This is a genomic window from Bacillus cabrialesii, assembly GCF_004124315.2.
Lineage (GTDB): Bacteria > Bacillota > Bacilli > Bacillales > Bacillaceae > Bacillus > Bacillus cabrialesii.
Map to the genome: position 1 here is coordinate 3,571,273 of NZ_CP096889.1, position 20,393 is coordinate 3,591,665.

Annotated in this window: 18 protein-coding genes and 1 pseudogene; 6 read left to right on the forward strand and 13 right to left on the reverse strand. The window is 40.6% G+C overall.

Going from position 1 to position 20,393, the window contains the following annotated elements; all coding sequences use genetic code 11:
* Positions 1-2: 2 nt before the first annotated feature.
* Genes EFK13_RS21300 through EFK13_RS18270 form a run of 3 tightly spaced genes read left to right on the forward strand, consistent with a single transcriptional unit; the run spans position 3 to position 2,034 of the window.
* A complete protein-coding gene (locus EFK13_RS21300; protein ID WP_129507438.1) occupies positions 3-812 on the forward strand; it encodes a DUF2705 family protein in 810 nt (269 codons plus the stop codon).
* A gap of 19 nt (positions 813-831) precedes the next feature.
* Positions 832-1,491, forward strand: coding sequence for an ATP-binding cassette domain-containing protein (locus tag EFK13_RS18265; RefSeq protein WP_129507437.1), 660 nt, complete (start codon positions 832-834; stop codon positions 1,489-1,491).
* A gap of 27 nt (positions 1,492-1,518) precedes the next feature.
* The gene (locus tag EFK13_RS18270; protein ID WP_129507436.1) at positions 1,519-2,034 is read left to right on the forward strand and encodes a hypothetical protein; all 516 of its coding nucleotides are present in this window, start codon (positions 1,519-1,521) and stop codon (positions 2,032-2,034) included.
* A gap of 76 nt (positions 2,035-2,110) precedes the next feature.
* Here EFK13_RS18270 and EFK13_RS18275 read toward each other — a convergent pair whose 3' ends face one another.
* The 12 genes from EFK13_RS18275 to EFK13_RS18330 form a co-directional block, all read right to left on the reverse strand.
* Positions 2,111-3,187: an MraY family glycosyltransferase gene (locus tag EFK13_RS18275; RefSeq protein WP_064816138.1), complete on the reverse strand. Its 1,077-nt coding sequence runs from the start codon at positions 3,185-3,187 to the stop codon at positions 2,111-2,113.
* Between the two features lie 144 nt (positions 3,188-3,331).
* Complete coding sequence (gene tuaH, locus EFK13_RS18280; RefSeq protein WP_129507781.1) at positions 3,332-4,525, reverse strand: teichuronic acid biosynthesis protein TuaH; 1,194 nt, start codon at positions 4,523-4,525, stop codon at positions 3,332-3,334.
* Between the two features lie 28 nt (positions 4,526-4,553).
* On the reverse strand, positions 4,554-5,312 hold the full coding sequence (tuaG, locus tag EFK13_RS18285) for a teichuronic acid biosynthesis protein TuaG (protein WP_129507435.1): 759 nt from the start codon (positions 5,310-5,312) through the stop codon (positions 4,554-4,556).
* A 23-nt stretch (positions 5,313-5,335) separates the two neighbouring features.
* Positions 5,336-6,016 (reverse strand): teichuronic acid biosynthesis protein TuaF, encoded by a 681-nt coding sequence (tuaF, locus tag EFK13_RS18290; protein WP_129507434.1) that lies wholly within the window; start codon positions 6,014-6,016, stop codon positions 5,336-5,338.
* Between the two features lie 28 nt (positions 6,017-6,044).
* On the reverse strand, positions 6,045-7,511 hold the full coding sequence (gene tuaE, locus EFK13_RS18295) for a teichuronic acid biosynthesis protein TuaE (protein WP_129507433.1): 1,467 nt from the start codon (positions 7,509-7,511) through the stop codon (positions 6,045-6,047).
* Positions 7,512-7,595: 84 nt separating this feature from the next.
* Entirely contained in the window at positions 7,596-8,981 is a 1,386-nt protein-coding gene (gene tuaD, locus EFK13_RS18300) for a UDP-glucose 6-dehydrogenase TuaD (RefSeq protein WP_129507780.1), read from the reverse strand.
* 62 nt (positions 8,982-9,043) lie between these two features.
* Entirely contained in the window at positions 9,044-10,213 is a 1,170-nt protein-coding gene (gene tuaC, locus EFK13_RS18305; RefSeq protein WP_129507432.1) for a teichuronic acid biosynthesis protein TuaC, read from the reverse strand.
* Positions 10,210-11,661 (reverse strand): teichuronic acid biosynthesis protein TuaB, encoded by a 1,452-nt coding sequence (tuaB, locus tag EFK13_RS18310; protein ID WP_129507779.1) that lies wholly within the window; start codon positions 11,659-11,661, stop codon positions 10,210-10,212. Before tuaB ends, tuaC begins: the two co-directional genes overlap by 4 nt.
* A gap of 55 nt (positions 11,662-11,716) precedes the next feature.
* Entirely contained in the window at positions 11,717-12,376 is a 660-nt protein-coding gene (locus tag EFK13_RS18315; RefSeq protein ID WP_129507431.1) for a sugar transferase, read from the reverse strand.
* A gap of 227 nt (positions 12,377-12,603) precedes the next feature.
* Positions 12,604-14,094, reverse strand: a complete 1,491-nt coding sequence (lytC, locus tag EFK13_RS18320; RefSeq protein WP_129507430.1) for an N-acetylmuramoyl-L-alanine amidase LytC — start codon at positions 14,092-14,094, stop codon at positions 12,604-12,606.
* A 40-nt stretch (positions 14,095-14,134) separates the two neighbouring features.
* Positions 14,135-16,252: a SpoIID/LytB domain-containing protein gene (locus EFK13_RS18325; RefSeq protein WP_129507429.1), complete on the reverse strand. Its 2,118-nt coding sequence runs from the start codon at positions 16,250-16,252 to the stop codon at positions 14,135-14,137.
* Between the two features lie 23 nt (positions 16,253-16,275).
* Positions 16,276-16,584, reverse strand: coding sequence for a hypothetical protein (locus EFK13_RS18330; RefSeq protein ID WP_129507428.1), 309 nt, complete (start codon positions 16,582-16,584; stop codon positions 16,276-16,278).
* A gap of 147 nt (positions 16,585-16,731) precedes the next feature.
* Between EFK13_RS18330 and tagU the strand changes: the two are divergent.
* Positions 16,732-17,590: pseudogene (tagU, locus tag EFK13_RS18335) on the forward strand (polyisoprenyl-teichoic acid--peptidoglycan teichoic acid transferase TagU); the annotation flags it as partial.
* Between the two features lie 39 nt (positions 17,591-17,629).
* Here the strand turns inward: tagU and wecB are convergent.
* Positions 17,630-18,772: a non-hydrolyzing UDP-N-acetylglucosamine 2-epimerase gene (gene wecB, locus EFK13_RS18340; RefSeq protein WP_129507427.1), complete on the reverse strand. Its 1,143-nt coding sequence runs from the start codon at positions 18,770-18,772 to the stop codon at positions 17,630-17,632.
* A gap of 244 nt (positions 18,773-19,016) precedes the next feature.
* On the opposite strand from wecB, the gene galU reads away from it, so the two are divergent.
* Together galU and EFK13_RS18350 are read left to right on the forward strand one after the other, a co-directional pair.
* Positions 19,017-19,895: a UTP--glucose-1-phosphate uridylyltransferase GalU gene (gene galU, locus EFK13_RS18345; protein WP_129507426.1), complete on the forward strand. Its 879-nt coding sequence runs from the start codon at positions 19,017-19,019 to the stop codon at positions 19,893-19,895.
* A 310-nt stretch (positions 19,896-20,205) separates the two neighbouring features.
* Positions 20,206-20,373, forward strand: a complete 168-nt coding sequence (locus tag EFK13_RS18350; protein ID WP_129507425.1) for a hypothetical protein — start codon at positions 20,206-20,208, stop codon at positions 20,371-20,373.
* The last annotated feature ends 20 nt before the right edge of the window (positions 20,374-20,393 follow it).

Here is a 20,393-nt window from a genome sequence, read left to right on the forward strand (position 1 = left end):
ACTTGAATGATATAAATATTGTATCCAAACTGCTAATAAGAGATATACGCAACAATTTTCACAGGAATAAGTGGAAGTATTTTTTACTTAGTATATTAGTATGTTACATATCAATAATGAATTCTAATCAGTTTGAAGATACATCTATGAGTCTAATTGAACTTTTTTATCTGAACTTTAAGGATGTAGGCTTTATTAATAACTATGAATTAAACAGTGTCCCAACAATTTGGATGATTATAAATATATTCGTGATATTTATTTGTGGCGATGCATTGTACTATGATAGCAAATTAAATGTTTACCTTTTACTAAGAGTTCAGAAAATCCATCTATATTGGATTTCTAAAACCTTGTTTATTATTTTAAATATTATAAGTACCTATCTAGTTTTATTTCTTGTTACTTATATAGTAGGTTTGATATACAATTTAAACTCTTTGAATTGGAACATACCTGCTGTCAATATTATAAATGACTTAAGCTTTAAACAGGTTACTGAAGGAAAATTTTTAATTATCATTTTCACACTATATGCTTTAACATCTATATCATTGACTTTAATTCATGTGTTTTTCTCTTTTTATATGAATTCCAACTATAGTTTTTTAATAGTTGCTATCCTAATATGTCTTTCTATATTTATAAATAACCCATTGCTCCCGGCAATACATTCAATGATTCTTAAACATACTATTTTTGAACCCAGTCATCATCTTACGCTTCAATATTCGATATGCTATAACGTCTTGTTAAGCATTTTTTTATTTTTTGCTATTTATATTTCTTTTAAAAAAAAGGATTTAATTTAAATGAAAGCAGAGGATTAACATGTCAAAAAGTGCATATTTAAAAGTAGAACACCTCACAAAAAAAATAAGAAAGCAAGTTCTAATAGACGATATTAGTTTACAGTTAGATCGAGGGAAAATTTATGGATTTACAGGAAAAAATGGATCAGGAAAAACAATGCTGTTTAAGGCAATATGTGGTCTTATTAAACCGTCAAGCGGATTTATAGAAATTAACGGAAAAAAACTTGGAGGGAAAATCTCTTTCCCAGAAAGCGTTGGAGCCATAATAGAATATCCAGGTTTTTTACCTAACTATACAGGGTTTAAAAATCTTAAAATGATAGCTGATATAAAAGGAATACTCACTGAGGATCAAATAAAAAACACAATAGAATCCGTCGGTTTAAACCCTGATGATAAAAGAAAATTTAAAGATTATTCTTTAGGTATGAAACAAAGACTTGGAATTGCCCAGGCAATTATGGAAGATCCAGAACTAATTATTTTAGATGAACCTACCAATGCTCTTGATAAAGATGGAATATCACTTGTAAAAGATTTATTAATAGAACTAAAAGAGAAAAATAAGTTAATCCTTCTTGCTAGCCATGAATCGGAAAGTTTAGAATTTCTTTCAGATGAAATTTTCATGGTCGAGAAAGGAAAAATTATCAATCATACAATACTAAAATCATGAGACATTAAATTCAAGGGAGAATTTAAAATGTTTAAAAAGAAAACATATATTTTATTACTAATAAGTTTTTTAATATTATTTTTTGTTTATCGTGTCTACGTAATAAACAAAAATGTTCCTGCTGAATTTTCAATTGAGTATTTTCCGAAAAAAGAAGTGATAACATGTGATAATATAAATATAAAGGTTTTATCTTCTGAAATAGGAGACGAGAAAGACAATATAATTCCAATATCAATTGAAGCAGAAATTCAAAATAAAAGTAATCATGTAACAACTGATGGAGCATTGTTTATGGAAACAATGCTCGGTATAGACAATTATACAAGTCAAACTAATGAAGGCAATTTTGATATGAGCAAATTAAAAAAATTGAAGCCACATCAGTCAACTAAAATAAAATTGGTTTATCAAGTTGATGACTTTGCCCTTCAAAATAGAAGTAAAAAATTAAAACTGTATTTGCCAACTAAAATGTATAATAATGAAGTCCATGATAAATATGATCAAGGGGTTCGTTATGCTAAAGCAATTAAGCTATAAACAAACAATATTAAAAAAAGGATTTCTAAGTTGAATGTACTTTCATCATCTTAGAAATCCTTTTTTCATTTGTTTTTTAATTCCTTTTCACGAGCCGTTTATAAAATTTCGTAAACGGCTTAAATTTTTCATTCACGAGTCCTGTCACTTCTGCTATGATCTGCATAAAGATGATTAAAATGAAGATAATAAACAAAGAAAGCCAGATTGTGGCACTTTTGAGTACAATTGCACTAATGCTGAAAATAAATCCAATCAGATAAATAACAAGGACCGACATCCGATGTGAAAGGCCAAAGGCCATCAGTCTATGGTGGATATGCGACTTATCGGGTGCCGAAATCGGCTGTTTGTTTAATATTCTCCTGATGATAGCAAATGTTGTATCAAAAATCGGTACGCCTAATATAATAATTGGGATAACGATACTGAACAATGTTACGCTTTTATACAGGCCTAGTAATGAAAGAATCGAAATACAATACCCTAAAAAAAGTGATCCTGTATCACCCATAAAGATTTTTGCCGGGTGAAAGTTGTAAAACAAAAATCCAAGCGTACTGGCGATGACAACCAATGAAAGTGACAGAATGAGCACTTTTCCACCGGATAGCGCCATAACTGCGATCGTAGACAGGCCGATAACCGAAAGACCGGCGGCAAGGCCATCCAATCCGTCAATCAGGTTAATCGCGTTTGTGATTCCGACAATCCATAATACTGTCAGCGGATAAGCCATCCATCCTAGCTCAAATCGTTCTGCTAAAAAAGGCACTGAGAAAAAGTCCATTTTTAAGCCGGTGCTTACAATCATGATGGCTACACCTAATTGAACCAAAAACTTAACTTTCGCACTTAATTGAAATTTATCGTCAAGAATACCTAACACAATAATGATAAATGCTCCGGCTGTAATGGCCGTCATTCTTGTTTCTGTGTATATGCCGGATGCAAGCACGCCTGCTACCACACCGATAAATATGGCCAACCCGCCCATCCGGGGCATGATTTTGTCATGTACTTTTCGATTGCTGGGCTGGTCAACTGCACCTATTTTAATCGCAATCCTTTTTACGATTGGGGTTATGATTAAAACTGTCAGCAGCGAGACAATAAACGCAACAACAATGCGAATCATGCGTTCGTCAAGCATAAAGAAGTCTCCTTTGGAATTAAATGAAGTCTTTATTTATATAGAGAACCGTTCCTTCCATTATACCTTCTCCTTAGTTATTATAACAAGCTTCATCAAAAAGAAACACGTATAATCAAAAAACGCGCATCCCAATTTATAGGACTACGCATGTTTTTGAATCCCTGTATATTTCATAATTTGTTTAAATAAGCAATTCCAATCCTGTGCACGGGCGATGTTTCGGCGCATTTCTTTATACGTTTCATCCCCGTTATGGCCTCGCACTTTTTCGCATGCGGCTATAAAATCAAGCGGGTGATCGCCTTCTACATATTCGTATACATACGGCTTTTGCATTTTTGAGGTTGACGGAAGATTCGAGCCGACGACAGGCTTTCCCGCCGCTAAAAATTCAAATAATTTCAGCGGAAACACAGCTTGGTTATACGATGATTGTTTATACGGCATGATGCCGATATCGATCAGCTCCATATAATGCGGAACTTCTTTTGGATCTGCCGGACCGGTCCATATGACATTAGGAAGCTTCAGCAGCTCTTGAAATGAAACGTCTCCGTTTGTGGCATCCGGGCCGACCCATAAAAAGGTCCAATCAGGCTTTTGCAGGGCGGCTTCTTCAATCATTTTAAAATCGAGTTTCGGTTTAATCCCGCCGATAAAGCCTAATACTGTTCCTTCTCTTCCTTGCAATATGCTGCGATCAGGAACCGCTTTATTGGCAGAAAACAGCTCATATTCAACACCGTTTTCTACAGTATGCACCTTTTCACGCCTCGCACTCAGTTTTTTGTCTACTTCTTTGTGAAGATAATCCGATGAACAGGTAATGGAATCTGCACGATGTATAATTCTCAGCTCCGCCGATTTAATGACTTTTCTCCGGAATTCAGACAGCAGATTTGAACGGCCGCTGATCGGCGCCGCCCATAAATCACTGCAATCATAAATGACCTGATCCCAGGGATACAGTGATGACAGCAGCGGAAATCCGGGGAACGTATACCATAAACAACAGCGTTCACCGTTTGCAGAAGCAGATGCCAGCTCATCAAGCAAAGGTGAGAGCTTGTGCCTGTAAAAGACATCTGTATACCGTCCGAAACGAAACATTTTTTTCTGCAGCAAGTCTTTGACAGCGAATTGCCTGATGCCTGAATAAACGTCCTGAAATTCATTTCCTTGAGTACGCGGAGCCGGACACACCCAAATGACTTCCTTCGTTTCCTCCTGTGCGGCTAAAAACTCCGCCAGCCGATGCCTTCTGTATCTTAATTGGTCTTTTCCCCATTCAGCAGTGGCAACGATGACATGAATGATCGCTTCTTTTGTTTCCACCTTCATCACCTTTTCTCTCTGTTTGCGGCTATAATCTTTTTTTCACCGCGTTTTTCGCATATTGAACAAAACACCACGTTGCTTTGATGAAATGAAGCCGTTCAATTTCCCTGTAGACAAACCACGTTTTTTTCGCAGCCTTCCATTTGTTGCTGGATATCGAGTTACCTACAAGCCGATATTCAGCCAGGCATTCATTCATTCCATAAGCGGTAAATCCTTTTTTCAAAAGGGACAGCCATGTGGCCAAGTCCTGCCGCGTTCTGATATTCGGCATTTTGATCTGTCCCGTTTGCTCTCTGTCAATCATCACCGTCAAGCAGCCGATAATCGTATTTTTCAGGGCATCATCGTACGTCAGGCTTTCCGGGGCACCAATAAATTTATCAAGCGGGGTCCCGTCCTGCTCCATTAAGCTGTAGCCTGTGAAAGAAAATGCACAGGAACGCTCCATCATAAAATCGAGTTGCTTTTCCAATTTATCTTTTTTCCATTTGTCGTCACTGTCCAAAAATGCCACATAACGCCCTTGGGCACGCTCCAATGCTTTGTTTCTCGCAACCGCAGCTCCGCTGTTCTCCTCCAGACAAATCACATGAATTCTTTCATCTATCTTTTCATACTGCTGTAAAATGTCGCGTGTGCCATCTGTTGAGCAATCATCCACGATAATCATTTCCCATTGAGAATGGCTCTGTTCTAACACTGAATGTATCGTGTCTTCAATATAGTCACGCGCATTATAAGAAGGCGTAATGACAGATACAAGAGGTTTCCAATTGGTCATGATCACATCTCCATCGTATGATTTTAAAAGGATTCCCTGAAGAATTCAGGAATGACAACGAACATAAAGGCAATCGTGAGGCCGATCATAACGCCGAGAACCGCTTTCTTTTTCGGGGACATTCCCCCGCCTGACGCCTCACTTACGGTTTCAGAATCAGTGACACTGGCCGCTTTCAAATTAAGCTGCGTGTTTTTCAGCTCATACAAAAATCTCTCTTTATCCACTTTGGAATCCTCGCTTACCGTCTCACCTTCGAGCGCGTCTATGCTGCGGCGGATGACGGCTTCTCTTTCCGCATACAGTTTTTGATCGTTTTTGAGAAAGGCGGAGGAAATGGCGTTCAAGACGGATTCCGTTCTCTCCTTATCCTCGTCGCTATAGCTCAAGGTCAGTAAAGCTTTAGATTCCGTTTTGATGGTTAGCTTTTCTTTGATTTGTGCCAAATCTTCATCCTTTTCGTCAGGAAGCGCCTCCTTCAAAAAAGAATCACTTTTGAGCAGAAGCGGAATCTCCTCTGTGCTGTTATAAACCGGATGATCATAGCTCCCTACAGCCAAAGTGTTCTCGGCTGTATAGCTTTTTTGATCAGCGATCTGTGACGGCAGGATATACCCCGCGGCACCTAATATAATGGGTAATGCTATGATCCAAATGATATTTTTTTTAATGCGCCGGGCTATTCTTATCAATATATCGTTCATATAAGTCTCCCTGCTTTTCGTAGTCTGTTTATCTGTACATTGGTTCCGGCATCTGTCTGGACCGCCTTAACACATTCACGGCGGCGATGACGAGCGCGAGAAACACCCAATGGAAAAATAAATTTGAAACAGAGCTCGGGCTGATACTGGACACCAGGAAACTGATCAGAGCGGTAATAAGTCCTTCTGTGATCAGTTTTGACTGATTTTCTAATTTTCTTTCATAAAATTTGTAAAGCACCCAGATGAGGTAAGCATAAACGGCCAGATATCCCAGCATGATGAACAAGCCAAAGTTAGCAAGGATTTCAACGAGCCAGTTGTGCACCTCTGCCACGTTGTCAGTGTCATATAAAGCGTGATGCTCAAGATAATAGGATACATTCCCTGCTCCGACTCCGAATCCGTATGAATCAAGGAAAAAGTGCCATGCGTTTTTCAGCAGATTGGCCCTGGCCACATTTGATGGAAGCCTGTCATGAAATGAATGCAGCGTCTGCGGGGCCAGAAACAGCTCCCAAAACTTTGAATACATTCTGCTGGCGAAAAGAACGGCAAAAATGGTGATTCCCGCCGCTGACAGCCATATGGCTATTTTCTTTAAAACAGGCGGCAATACAATGAAGATATAGACAGCAACGCCTGCAAAAATCCCCAGAAGGCTGGCTCTTGAACCGGTAGCAAAAATTAAATACAACGCACAGAGCGAGAGCACAAGACCAATCGCCTTGAGGTATCCATTCTTTATGTTTTTCACCATCGTGATGTAAAAAAAGAAGCTGATCGATAAAAAGGTTGCAAAGTCATTTTGATTAAAAAAGACCGAGGTCGGATAATGCTGCTTATATTCCGGCCCGCTGTACAGCGTGGAACTCGGAAGATGATGATGGGTGATATGATTGTAAAAACCAATGAGCATCAGGAATACTGTCATCACCAGCCAAATGGTATAAACAATCATCAGCCGCTCCATTTTTTGGACGTACATGACAATGAGGTAAATGAAGAAAATTCCCATTGCCAATAAGGCCAAATATTTGATCCCGGCTGTCACTGACTTAGCCCATAGCAGAGAAACGAGTCCGTATATAAACCAAAAGGCGAAAAAGAGCAATATGCCTTTCACTTGCAGTCCGTTCCATCTTTCAATATGTGTCCGGTTCCGAACCATACCGATCACATGGAGGCATCCCGCTGCAATAAGCAAAAGCCTATAAAGGAATAAACTGAAAAATCCGAGATGAATGGCGAAAAATGCATTATTTAAAAAAGTGCAGGCGATCAAAATATAGATGATAGCCATAAAGAGCCGGTCTTTTGTCGTAAATGCGGTTGCAAGCGTCAGCGCAAACAAACCGATCGCCAACACCGCAAGCAGGGCAGCCATCTGCATGAAGCCTATATCTTTACGGATGGCGCCCAGCAATAGGACGGCTCCAAATATGGCAGCGGCCAGTAACGTAAGCGTATGAACCGCTGAACGTTTGATACTCACATGTTTAACCCCTTTCCTGATGTTTCAGGAGCCGGCGGCCGAGCCTAGCAGCCGGCAGCTTCAACCAAGTAACACTTTTTCTTTTTATAAATTGACGCTCCCCAAGTCTTTAGCCAATTCCTCGAGCGGCAAGCCCGGAAAGTACTTGTCAGAAGGTTCCGTTCCCCGAACAGCCGGACGGCCGATAGAGTGGTAAATGTATCCGGCCGCCTGCATCTCTTCAAGTGAAAATAAATTTCTGCCGTCGATGATGATTGGCTGTTTTAAGAGGGTTTTCACTTTTACAAGCTCCATTTCTTTTACTTCCGTCCAGTCCGTTAAAATCAGGCATGCATCTGTCTCATCAATCGCATCATACACATCTGTGTAATACTCGACCTGTCCGCCAAGTATTGCTGAAGCTTCAGGGATAGCAATCGGATCGTATGCTTTTACATGGGCGCCCAGCTGCTGCAGCATCGGGATAATATCAAGAGCAGGAGCGGATCTCACATCGTTTGTATTTGGCTTGAAAGCCAATCCGAGAACGGAAATGGTTCTTCCTTTGATGCTTCCCATCACAGTTAAGAGTTTATCTACAATGTGAACGCGCTGTTTTTCGTTCGTTTCAATGACAGCTTCGATGAGCTTAAACGGGTAGCCAGCCGATTTTGCGATTTGGAGCAGTGCGGTTGTATCCTTTGGAAAACATGATCCGCCAAAACCAATACCAGCTTTCAGAAACTTTCTGCCGATACGGCTGTCTAGCCCGACGCCATCAGCAACTTTTGAAACGTCTGCTCCGACTCGCTCACAAATGTTTGCGATATCATTGATGAAAGAAATCTTTGTCGCCAGAAACGCATTCGCGGCGTATTTAATCATTTCTGCACTTTCTAAGTTTGTTTTAATCACAGGAGCGTGGAAAGGCTGGTGCAGCTCCTCAATGATGGCAGCGGCTTTATGACTCGTTGAGCCAATCACGGCGCGCTCCATATTCATCGTGTCATGAATCGCTGAGCCTTCTCGAAGGAATTCAGGGTTAGATACAACATCAAATGAGTATCTTCCCTTTGAAGATTTTTGAACGATAGATTGAACCAGTTTTCCTGTTCCGACCGGGACTGTGCTTTTATTTACGATCACTTTATAGCCGTTGAGATGCTCACCGATCGTTTTCGCCGCGGCTTTCACGTACGTTAAATCAGCTTCACCTGTTTTGGACATCGGCGTTCCGACTGCAATATAAATGATGTCTGACGACCGAATGGCGGACGGAATATCGTTAGTAAAGGACAGACGCTGATCAAGCACATTTTTTTCAACTAAGTCTGCAAGCCCTGGCTCATAGATCGGGATTACTCCATTTTTCAGACTTCTGATTTTTGATTCATCGATATCACAGCAAACCACTTTATTGCCGATCTCCGCAAAGCAAGTGCCTGACACGAGTCCTACATAACCTGTTCCAATTACAGCTATATTTTTCACAGCGCTCATCCCTCTCCTGTAAAATTCATCTTCCTGTTTATATTGGTCTCAGTTTCTTACGATTAAACGGACGTTTTCATGACCGTCTGATACTGGTGATGCAAGGCCTTGGCATTTCTTCCGGCGTCGAATTGCGCCTGCACGATTTCATACAAATCATCTGCTACTTCCGGTTTCCATATTTCCTCATGTTCGTACTGAGTGATCGCTTCTGCCAAAGCTTCAGCAGACTTCGGCTTAATCAGCAGATGCCGATGCTTTCCGAATAACGTTGCCACACCGCCAACATCTGTACAGATAACAGGAACCTTTAAGGCCAGCGCCTCAATCACGACAGTCGGCATCCCCTCACTATAAGAAGGAAGCACGAACATGTCTGCCGCAAGCAAGTAGTCCCTTACCTTATGATTCGGCACTTGGCCTGTGACAATATGTCCTTTCTCGGTCAGCATTGCTTTTGCAGGACCATCTCCGACAAATACTGCTGTAGGGGGTTCCTTCAACGACTCGATGGCTTCAGACAATTCAAAAATGCCTTTCTCCTTGACGAGCCGGCCCACATAGACCGCCAGACGCTGATCGAGCGGGAGACCGAGTTTTTTTCTGATTTCTTCTTTTGTCTGCTCATTCTCCTGAAAGCGGCTGAGCTGTATGCCGATCGGTAAAACCGAGCTGTCAAAGCCGGAAAGCTTTTTGGTTTCTTCCTGTAACTTGTGGCTGACTGCTAAAACGGCTGACGCGGAACCTACGGCACGATTGAAGGCTTTAAACGCCCCTTTGCTGTAATGCGGATAAACATTCACATCACTGCCGTGCAAGGTCAGAACATAAGGAATTCGCTCTGACTCCGCCACGACCGCCGCGGCCCCGCCCGATGGCATGGCAAAATGCGCATGGATCAGGTCCGGCTGTAAGTCGCGCTGTTTCATCGTTTTTAAAACGGCTGATGCGATTCTCCGATGAGGCTGCGCCCACTTCAGCTGGCCGGGAACTGCCTGATAGAAAGGCCGGTATACCGGTACACCCTTCCTCATCTCATACTCCGGTCTGGCATCCTTTTTTCGATATGCCTTTTTCAGCATGCGGACAGGCGCGGCATGAAAAGGTCTTGGGCATATCACAGTGATATCAAGCCCCAGTTTTTGAAGCTCTTGAACCTGTGTCTCATGAAACACACCCTCACCGGGTTTCAGACTGCTCGGATATACGCTTGTGATCCACAAAATCTTCATGACAAACGTCCTTTTCTTAGTAGTTTGCTTTTCATTTGAGGGTACGCTTTTACTAAAAGAAAGAGATAACACAGCGCCCCGGCCGCCACTGAAATGGCCAGCCGCATTTCTGCCTGCAGACTAAAGTGTTCCGTACCTAGGCTTACACCAAACGCGATGACGGCCATCGCGGCTGTGATCAAAAATGGCTTCATAATCGACTGGAAATAAGCCGATAGATGAAGTTTGATGACATATGCCAGAAGCCAGCGCCCAATCAGGAAATTGAAAACGCTGATGATGGCATATACCCATGCGACTGTGAGCAGACTTCCCGTTTGAACAGCTGCAAACAGCGACAATCCGTACAGCAGCAGCACACCGGAATCCCAATAAAATGCTAAGTCCGCTCTTCCTTTAGCAAGAAGCACAGAGCCATTTGGATTCATGAGCACTCTTAGTATCCCGACAATAGCCAAAACATTTAGGACCGGAACAGCAGCAAGCCATTTTTCTCCAAAAACCGCTGCGATAAAGGCGTCTGACACAGACACGAGCCCGATTAACAGCGGAAACGAGACAAGCGCCAGCATTTTTGTCATATTCAGAAAACCTTCTCTGATCACGCTGTTTTCATATTTGTTTTTTGCGAAAACAGGGAATGCCACCCGTGTCACAATCGGATTGATCTTTAAAACCGGAATGGTGACAATCTGGTAAGCAAGGTTATAAATCCCCAATGCTTCCGCACCGATAAACCGGCCGATCAAAACCATATCGATATTCGCTCCCAGCCTGTTCACAAGACGGGATGAAAGCTGAAAGGCACCGAAGGAAAAGAACTCCTTCATTCCCCTCAAATCAAAAACAAAAACGGGGCGCCATTTTTTCCGGTATACGGTCCAATATAAAATCCCTTTACTGGACTGCAGCAGCACTTGAGAAATGACGTACGCCAAAATCGCATCCATCATAAAAACCGCTATCGCCAAATATCCAAATGACAATACATTTGAAAAAATCTCAATTTTGCTTAACGTATTAAAATGCAGCTGCTTTTGCAGCATATACTGATACTGCTGTCCGATTGGCGCGATCAAAAACATAATCGCTAAAACCCGAATCAGAAACACCAGCTCTTCTCTTTGATAAAATCCCGCGATGACGGGACTGCTCACATATAAAAGAACAAACAGCAAAACGCCGGTCATAATATTAAGCCAATACAATGTTGACAGCTGGCGCTCCGTCGCGTCATCTCTCTGAATTAACGCTGCGCCAAAGCCCATATCAAGCACAATCTGGGCGAATACTGTAACTGTTGTCATCATGCCGACGAGCCCAAATTCCGTTAAGGTCATCATATTTCCTAGCAGAGCAAATTGAACGATTTGTATGATTGTAATACACATGGTTGAAATACTTGTCCACTTTGCGCCGCTCATGATTTGTTTTGTAATACTTGGCATCATATTCCCTACTTCTTTTTAAGCTCAGATAGATGGTGAATACAGGCATTCCCTTTTATCTTGCACCATCACCTGTCCAGACAACTTTACAAGTTTTTAACATAATTTTTAATTCTAAAGTGAAAGTCAGATTGCGAATGTAATATAAATCAAATATCAGCTTTTCTTTCGGCGTCATATCGTAACCGCCGTTTACCTGAGCCCAGCCGCTCAATCCCGGTTTAACAGCCAGACGCTGTGTAAAACCTGGAATCTCATTCTGGAATTTTTCCGTAAACACCGGACGTTCCGGACGCGGGCCAATCATACTCATATCGCCTTTCAGCACATTAAATAGCTGAGGAAGCTCGTCAATTCTCGTTCTTCTGATAAAAGCTCCGATCCTCGTCACCCGCGGATCTTGCTTCTGCGCCCAAACGGCCCCGGACTTCTCGGCATCTATTTTCATGGAACGAAGCTTATAAAGCTTAAACGGTTTCCCGCCTTTCCCTACGCGTTCCTGCGTATAAATGGCAGGCCCCGGCGTCTCCAAACAAATCAATATTGAAAATACCGCAATCATTGGCAGCGCAATCGCCAATCCAATGAGCGCAAACCAAATATCCATCACGCGCTTTACTGCCAAATAACGAGCCGTCTTTTCAGACAATGTAAAAGAATGTATTTGCTGAACTGAGAATTTACGACTCACATTCATGCTTTTCTCTGCACTCACTGACACACACCTCACGATTTGTTTGGGATGTTATGATGACCTATGCCAGTCAGTTTAGCAGACAGATGTTAATTGGATGTAAATGGTATGTTAAGAAGTGTGAATTACGTATTTTTTCTGATAAATGTTGTTAATATTCTTTTATCTATTTTATATACAAGTACTATTTGTTTTAATCATTTCATATAAAAAAGAGACAAATCTGCGATTAGATTTGTCTCTTTCGATTATCTGTAATAAGATACTGTACCATCATGAATAGCTTGTGCTGCTTTATCTTTATAAACCGCTTGTTTTAGTTTACTTGCATCCGATGCATTTGTGATAAAGGCAGTCTCAACTAAAACACTTGGCATTTTAGAATATTTAATTACATAGAAACCAGCTTGTTTCACTCCGCGGTCTCTCGTTCCAAGATAACTTGCAAGTTTAGGCTGAATTTCATCGGCCAATTGTTTACTATTCGTTGCCTGATATGTTGTATCGTAGTACGTCTCACTTCCGTTTGGTGATGAACTATCATTGGCATTTCCATGTATACTGATAAATAAATCTGCTTGCGCAGAAGCCGCTTTACTTACTCTCTCCTGTAAAGAATAAAAAGTGTCATTAGATCTCGACATTACCGGAAGAGCCCCTGAAGCATTTAATTTTGTATTGACTCTTTTCGCTATATCAAGGTTAACCTCTTTCTCAAGGAGTCCATTGCCAATAGCTCCTGAATCTTGATCACCGTGGCCTGGATCAATAAAGATCGTTTCACCTACAACAGGATTCTTTAGCTGATTAGCTACTTTTGTGCTTATAGCAGGAGTGTTTCCGATAATCGTAAAGTTAGACATGTTTTTACTGCCAATGATTTTTCGGGCTGCTGTAGATAAATTTTCACCATTTGTCAGGATAAGTGATTGTTTCTTCTTAGCTGCCAAAGTAGCTCCTGCAATAGAGTCAGGATAACTGAATCCATTACTAACATATACAGTGCTAGTTGATAAATTAAGTTTTTGTACAATATTAGCAGCAAGCTCATATCTGTTTGAACCGCTAATTCTTGTAGGAGCAGGCAGCTTATTATATACCGTACTGCTAATACTTCCAGTACCTCCTGCAACAACAGTACTTCTTATCCCCTTATCTTTTATCACTGAAGTTGTCGCACTACTGATAGATGTTTTATTTGTAAAAAGAATTGGATACCCGTTTTTCGCTGCATAAGGAATTACTGCCGGAGCATCTGCATAAAAGAACCCATTTAAAATAACAGCTTTTGAAGTTGCATTCATCGCTTTTGCCACCCGTGCAGCCGTATCATAGCGGTTGCTTCCTGCAATACGTTTAATACTTATTCCTAAGCTTTTAATCTGATTAGCAGTGTTAGAAGAAACAGCTGGTGTTCCGCCTACAATAATTACATTTTTAGTCTGCATCTCTTTCAATCTTGTTTTTGTTTCATATGAAAGCTTATCAGTATTTGTGTAAAGCAATGGTGCATTCTTTTGATAAGCAAGAGGTGCTGCTGAAATCGCATCTGCATAAGAACTTCCGCTGACAATTACAGCTGTACTTGCTGTTGAATACATTTGCTTTGATATTTGAACAGCAGTACCGTATCTATTGCTTCCCCCGACTCTTTTCACCGAATTATCGGCCAAAGCTGTTGGTACAAAAAGAATGAGTCCCAGAAAACACATTGTTAGGACTTTTATATAAGAACGCAATTGATTTCCTCCTTAAACGGCCTTTAATAACCTAAAATAATCAATAACTTGTCAGAGTGGTACCAGGATAGTAAAATTTCAAAATTGAACTATATGATTCTCCAGCTTCCGCTCTTGCTTTAGCTCCATATTGACTCATTCCGATTCCATGACCGTATCCTTTACCGCTGATTGTGTACTTTGAAGTATCTTTTTTAACAGTCACATAAGTACTTTTAAATACAGTCGCCCCAAGCATTGTTCTTAATTCAGTTGCTGGTACACTAATAGTTGTAATTTTGCTCAAGTTATAGGAGCCGGTACTGCTTTTAACAAAATACTTCACTTTCAACGTTGCTGTTTTTGCACGTTGTCCCTGTGTCGTACCGCTAAAACTCAAATCGTCTATACTCGCTATTTTAATAGAGTCCGCACCTGTTTCTTTATTTTTCAAGATCCAGTTTTTAACTCCAGAAAGTCTAGCAGAATCAGTTTCAATTGCTGAAGACCACCAGGAAGACGGCTTTGTTAAGTCCAGCGAATTCTTATCAAGCTGTTGTTTGGATAGAGTAAGCGTCCAGCCTATTTGAGGATCTTTTGTATCTTTTTTTGCAATCAAGTAAGGTACACTGGATGACCACACTTCATTACTTGCTTCCGTGTAACCACCATTACTAGAAGAATAAGTGGCAGTAATAAGAGAGCCGTTATATTTCAGAACTTTTCCCTTTGTTTGTTCAACCGCTTTATTGGTATTTGAATTCCAACTGTATCCTCCATAAACTTGGAAAGCTGTTGTATCAGGTACAGTAGTTCCTGTTTTTGTTATAGAGTAGGTTCTTGCGGCAACAGTCTGTGCTTTAAGAGCCTCAAGTGACCAGCTTGCAGGCATTTCATTTGGAATAACTCCTTTTAAGTAATCCTCAAATGGAATACTTTCATTTACCGGTCGGATATATTTAGTAGAATCAATAGAGAAATTAACCGTTCCAAGATACTGTTTTCCATTAAGACTAATCCTGTTAGAAGTAGAATAGTTTTCCGGTTTAATTCTTAGAGAGTTTCCATAAGTTTTGATATTTTCAAGATTTAATTTTCCACTGCTGATTTTTAGATTATAGGTGCTTCCGCCAGCTAAATAAAATTCATCAGCAAGTGAATTCTCGACTTCAGCAGAAATAGAACTGGTGCTTCCGATAAAGTCGTATGCATATGTCGCTTTATCCTTCGTTATGTTTTTAGCCGCCGTCGGAACGCTATCTTGTTTAATAAATAAAATTTGGCTGTTTTTCTTCGAAGCAAGCGAAGCGCCTACTAATACGTCTGCATATTTTGTCCCGTTCGTCATTACGACTTTATCAGCCTTCAACTTTAGTTGCTTAATTATATTTGCTGTGAGTTCATATCTGGTTGAGCCAGGAATCCTCTGCACAGTTGAAGTTTTTTTAATTTGATTTTCTACACTATCACTGACACTAAATGAACTGCCAATAACGATGACTTGTTTTGGCAAATCATAATCCGGAAGCTTATCTTTCTCTGTAAGCAAAATAGGGTATCCTTGTGCTGCTGCATACGGAGCGATGGCTAAAGCGTCTTGAAATACCCTACCGGTTACAACGATTGCTTTATCATAACTTCCCATTTGTTTTGCGATATTTTCTGATAAAACATATCTGTTTTTTCCGCTTATTCTTTTCACAGCGCCATATGATTTCAGCTTGTTTTCTACATCTTTTGAAATGCTTCGTGCTCCCCCAATGATTAAAATGTTATCTGGGTTAAACTTAGCAATTTGTCTTTCAGTAGTTTTTGTTAACGTGTCAGGCTGAGTAAATAAAACTGGAGCGTCCAATTTTTTTGCCAATGGAATAACAGGCAATGCATCAATAAATATATCTCGATTCACCAATATAACTGTATTAGGATTTTTCCACTGACTGCTGGATGCAAGAGTTGCAGTTTCGTAGCGTGAAGCGCCTGCAAAGCGATTCGTAACTGCAACATTATCTCCGGTTACTTTATAAAATCCTGTTGGCGATAGACTGATGCTCGATTTATTTCCAATATAATTTGACAATTTAACTGAGATGTTTGAGTCTGCTGCAAAAGTAACTGATGGAATCAATAATAAGATTGCAGCAAGCGAACACATTATCAATCGTTTGCAAGATTTCAAAATTTCAGGTTCCTCCCTATATCTTAGTTAGCACGTTCAATATCTTTTAACAAAAGCTGACCGTCATCATTTTTTTCATATGTAATCGTGACTTTATCACCATTGTTAAAATTATCAAGATCGCTAGTCGATTCCTCAGTGATATCAAGACTAATCGCCTCATTATTCACAGTTACTTCTATTGTGTGAGTATCTGCTAATCCTACATAAATACCTTCTTTTGTTTCAATGTTACTGTTTGCCGAAACATCTTCACCTTGACTCTTCTGACTATTAACCCCGCAACCTGAAAGAAGCAATATAAAGAACAGTAAAGCAATCAATTTTTTCATTTTTTTCACCTCATTATGTTTTATCGTCAATCTATTTTATATTTTAAAGAAAAATTAAGAAACAGTGAAACTTTTTTTAATAAAAAACGACTATTTTAGGATTTCATTCTTGTAACAGACGAGGTGCAAAGGATAAGAAGTATACGTCTTGTTCTCGGAACAGGCGGCTGTGCATACTACTTATAGCATAAAGCAGCTTCAACCGTGGCAAGTATTCATGAAAGTATTGATAAATCGAAAAAGAGGGATACAGAGGTCAACATCAATAAAAAAGATCCATTTTCCGTCTTAATCATGGGTGTGGATGAACGAACGCGACGGCGATAAAGGCCGTGCCGACACGCTCATTTACATGACCGTTAACCCAAAAACGAATACAACTGACATGGTCAGCATTCCGCGTGACACATATACAAAAATTATCGGAAAAGACACAATGGAAAAAATCAACCATTCATACGCATTCGGCGGTACGCAGATGGCGGTCGACACGGTTGAGAACTTCCTCGATGTTCCAGTAGATTATTTTGTAAAAGTAAACATGGAAAGCTTTAGAGATGTTGTTGATACACTTGGCGGCGTCACAGTAAACAGCACATTCGCGTTCAGCTATGACGGTTATTCGTTCGGTAAAGGAGAAATCACACTGAACGGAAAAGAGGCACTCGCCTATACCCGGATGAGAAAAGAAGATCCGAGAGGCGATTTCGGACGCCAGGACCGCCAGCGACAAGTCATAGAAGGAATCATTAATAAAGGCGCAAATATTTCATCCATCACGAAATTCGGAGATATGTTTAAAGTCGTTGAAGATAATGTGAAAACGAACTTGACCTTCGATGACATGTGGGATATCCAGTCCGACTACAAAGGCGCGCGTAAAAAGATTAAACAGCACGAACTGAAAGGCACAGGCATGAAAATCAACGGAATTTACTACTACCAAGCTGATGAAAGCGCCCTTTCCAATATCACAAAAGAGCTGAAGGAAAGCCTTGAAAATTAAAACAAAAAGAAGCTTCGCACAGTGTGCAAAGCTTCTTTTTTATTTGCCTGTAAATGAATCCGGATGCTCTTTCCGATATCCGTAATGAAACAGTAATTCTTCCACAATCCGGCGGGAGGCCTCTCCATCGCCATATGGATTAGAAGCGTAGGACATTTTCTTGTACTCTTCACCATCGGTTAACAGCTGTTTTGCCAGCTGATAAATGGTTTCCTCATCCGTCCCCGCAAGTTTCAGCGTTCCCGCTTCCACTCCTTCAGGACGTTCCGTCGTATCGCGCAGCACAAGCACCGGTTTCCCGAGAGATGGCGCTTCCTCCTGAACCCCGCCCGAATCTGTCAAAATGAAATGCGATTTTGCCGCGAAGTTATGGAAATCAATCACTTCTAAAGGTTCAATCAGATGCACTCTGTCCGAATCGCCAAAATGCTTCTGAGCCGCTTCCCTGACAACAGGATTCAAGTGCACAGGGTAAACGACCTGTACATCGTTAAACTCCTCAACAATTCTGCGGATGGCCTTGAACATGTTTTCCATTGGCTCACCCAAATTTTCCCGGCGGTGCGCGGTCAGCAGAATCATCTTATCCTCGCCCACCTGTTCGAAAACAGAATGTGAATAGCCCTCCCTCACCGTTGTGCGTAGCGCGTCAATCGCTGTATTTCCTGTCACAAAAATAGAATCAGCCTTTTTATTTTCTTTTAATAAATTGTCTTTTGCCTGGCCTGTCGGCGCAAAATGCAAATCAGCAATCGCCCCGGTCATCTGGCGGTTGAGCTCTTCAGGAAACGGTGAATACTTATTCCCTGTACGGAGCCCGGCCTCGACATGGCCGACGGCAATTTGATGATAAAAAGCGGCTAGACTTCCGGCAAACGTCGTTGTCGTATCACCATGGACCAGCACAATATCAGGTTTGATATCTTTAAACAGCTCATCCAATTTCACAAGTGCGTTGGACGTAATCTCTGCCAGCGTCTGCCGCTCCTTCATAATGTTCAAATCGAAATCAGGCTTGATGTGAAACGCCTCTAACACCTGATCGAGCATTTGTCTGTGCTGGGCAGTGACCGTCACATAGGATTCTATTTCAGGATATTTTTTCAGTTCAAGCACAAGCGGTGCCATCTTGATCGCTTCAGGCCTTGTCCCGAAGACAGTCATGACTTTTAGTTTTTTCATATTTGTCACCTGGTTTTCTGCTATAGTAAATAAATTCATACTACATATTCTACATGAAAATGTATCATTTTAAATCATTTCATTCTTGTTTCAAATAAAATTATATAAATTTTAATATTAAGGATAAAGCTTGTTTAAAAATGGTTTATCCTATATCATAAAAATGTGTAAAACCATAATTAAAAGGGTAAATAGAGAATAGTTTAACCATAAATTTTTTCGATCATAAGGAAGGTGCCTTTAAATGAAAAAAGTACGTAAAGCCATAATTCCAGCGGCAGGCTTAGGAACACGTTTTCTCCCGGCGACAAAAGCAATGCCGAAAGAAATGCTTCCTATTGTTGATAAGCCAACCATTCAATACATAATTGAAGAAGCTGTTGAGGCCGGTATTGAGGATATTATTATCGTAACAGGAAAAAGTAAGCGCGCAATTGAGGATCATTTTGATTACTCTCCTGAGCTTGAAAGAAACCTTGAAGAAAAAGGAAAAACTGAGCTTCTTGAAAAAGTGAAAAAAGCTTCTAACCTGGCTGACATTCACTATATCCGCCAAAAGGAGCCTAAAGGACTCGGACATGCTGTCTGGTGCGCGCGCAACTTTATCGGCGATGAGCCATTTGCGGTTCTGCTTGGAGACGATATTGTTCAAGCAGAAACACCAGGATTGCGCCAATTAATGGATGAATACGAAAAAACACTATCTTCTATTATCGGTGTTCAGCAAGTGCCTGAAGATGAAACACACCGCTACGGCATTATCGACCCGCTGACAAGTGAAGGCCGCCGGTATCAGGTGAAAAACTTCGTTGAGAAGCCGCCTAAAGGCACCGCACCTTCTAACCTTGCCATCTTAGGACGTTACGTATTCACGCCTGAGATTTTCATGTACTTAGAAGAACAGCAAGTTGGCGCAGGCGGAGAAATTCAGCTGACAGACGCCATTCAAAAGCTGAATGAAATCCAAAGAGTATTCGCTTACGATTTTGAAGGCAAGCGCTATGATGTTGGTGAAAAGCTTGGCTTTATCACAACAACTCTTGAGTTTGCGATGCAGGATAAAGAGCTTCGCGAGCAGCTCGTTCCATTTATGGAAGGTTTGCTAAACAAAGAAGAAATCTAAACAAAAAGGCTATTGGACATTCATCCAATAGCCTTTTTTTATTTCGATATCAAGGTCAGTTTACGAAGACCTGATCAACGGCCTGCCGCAAAAATTGATAATCCTGACAAGTACACTGATTGTAGAGTTAAACAAACAAAATGAAAACATAAATACAATCATGCAGATTAAATAGTAATTATATTGTATCCAATGCAAGCTAAGTAAACACCGCTTGCTAAAAGAACGATGACTAATCAACCATCATTACAAAATAACTAAATTTGATGCAATTACAACAGAAGGCAGTGAACTGATCGGAAAGTTCATTTTGGCTACCATATTAATCCCTTTAAATACGTTGTTGGATGCATCAAGAATTGTCCGGCTAATAAAAAACCACGGAATTAAACCAGCCAGCTTCCAAACGATAAAAGGCACTTCTTCGATACCTGTTATGACCGGCTTGCAGTTGCACATTCCAAATACAAACCAGTAAGCCAGCATTTGAATGATAGG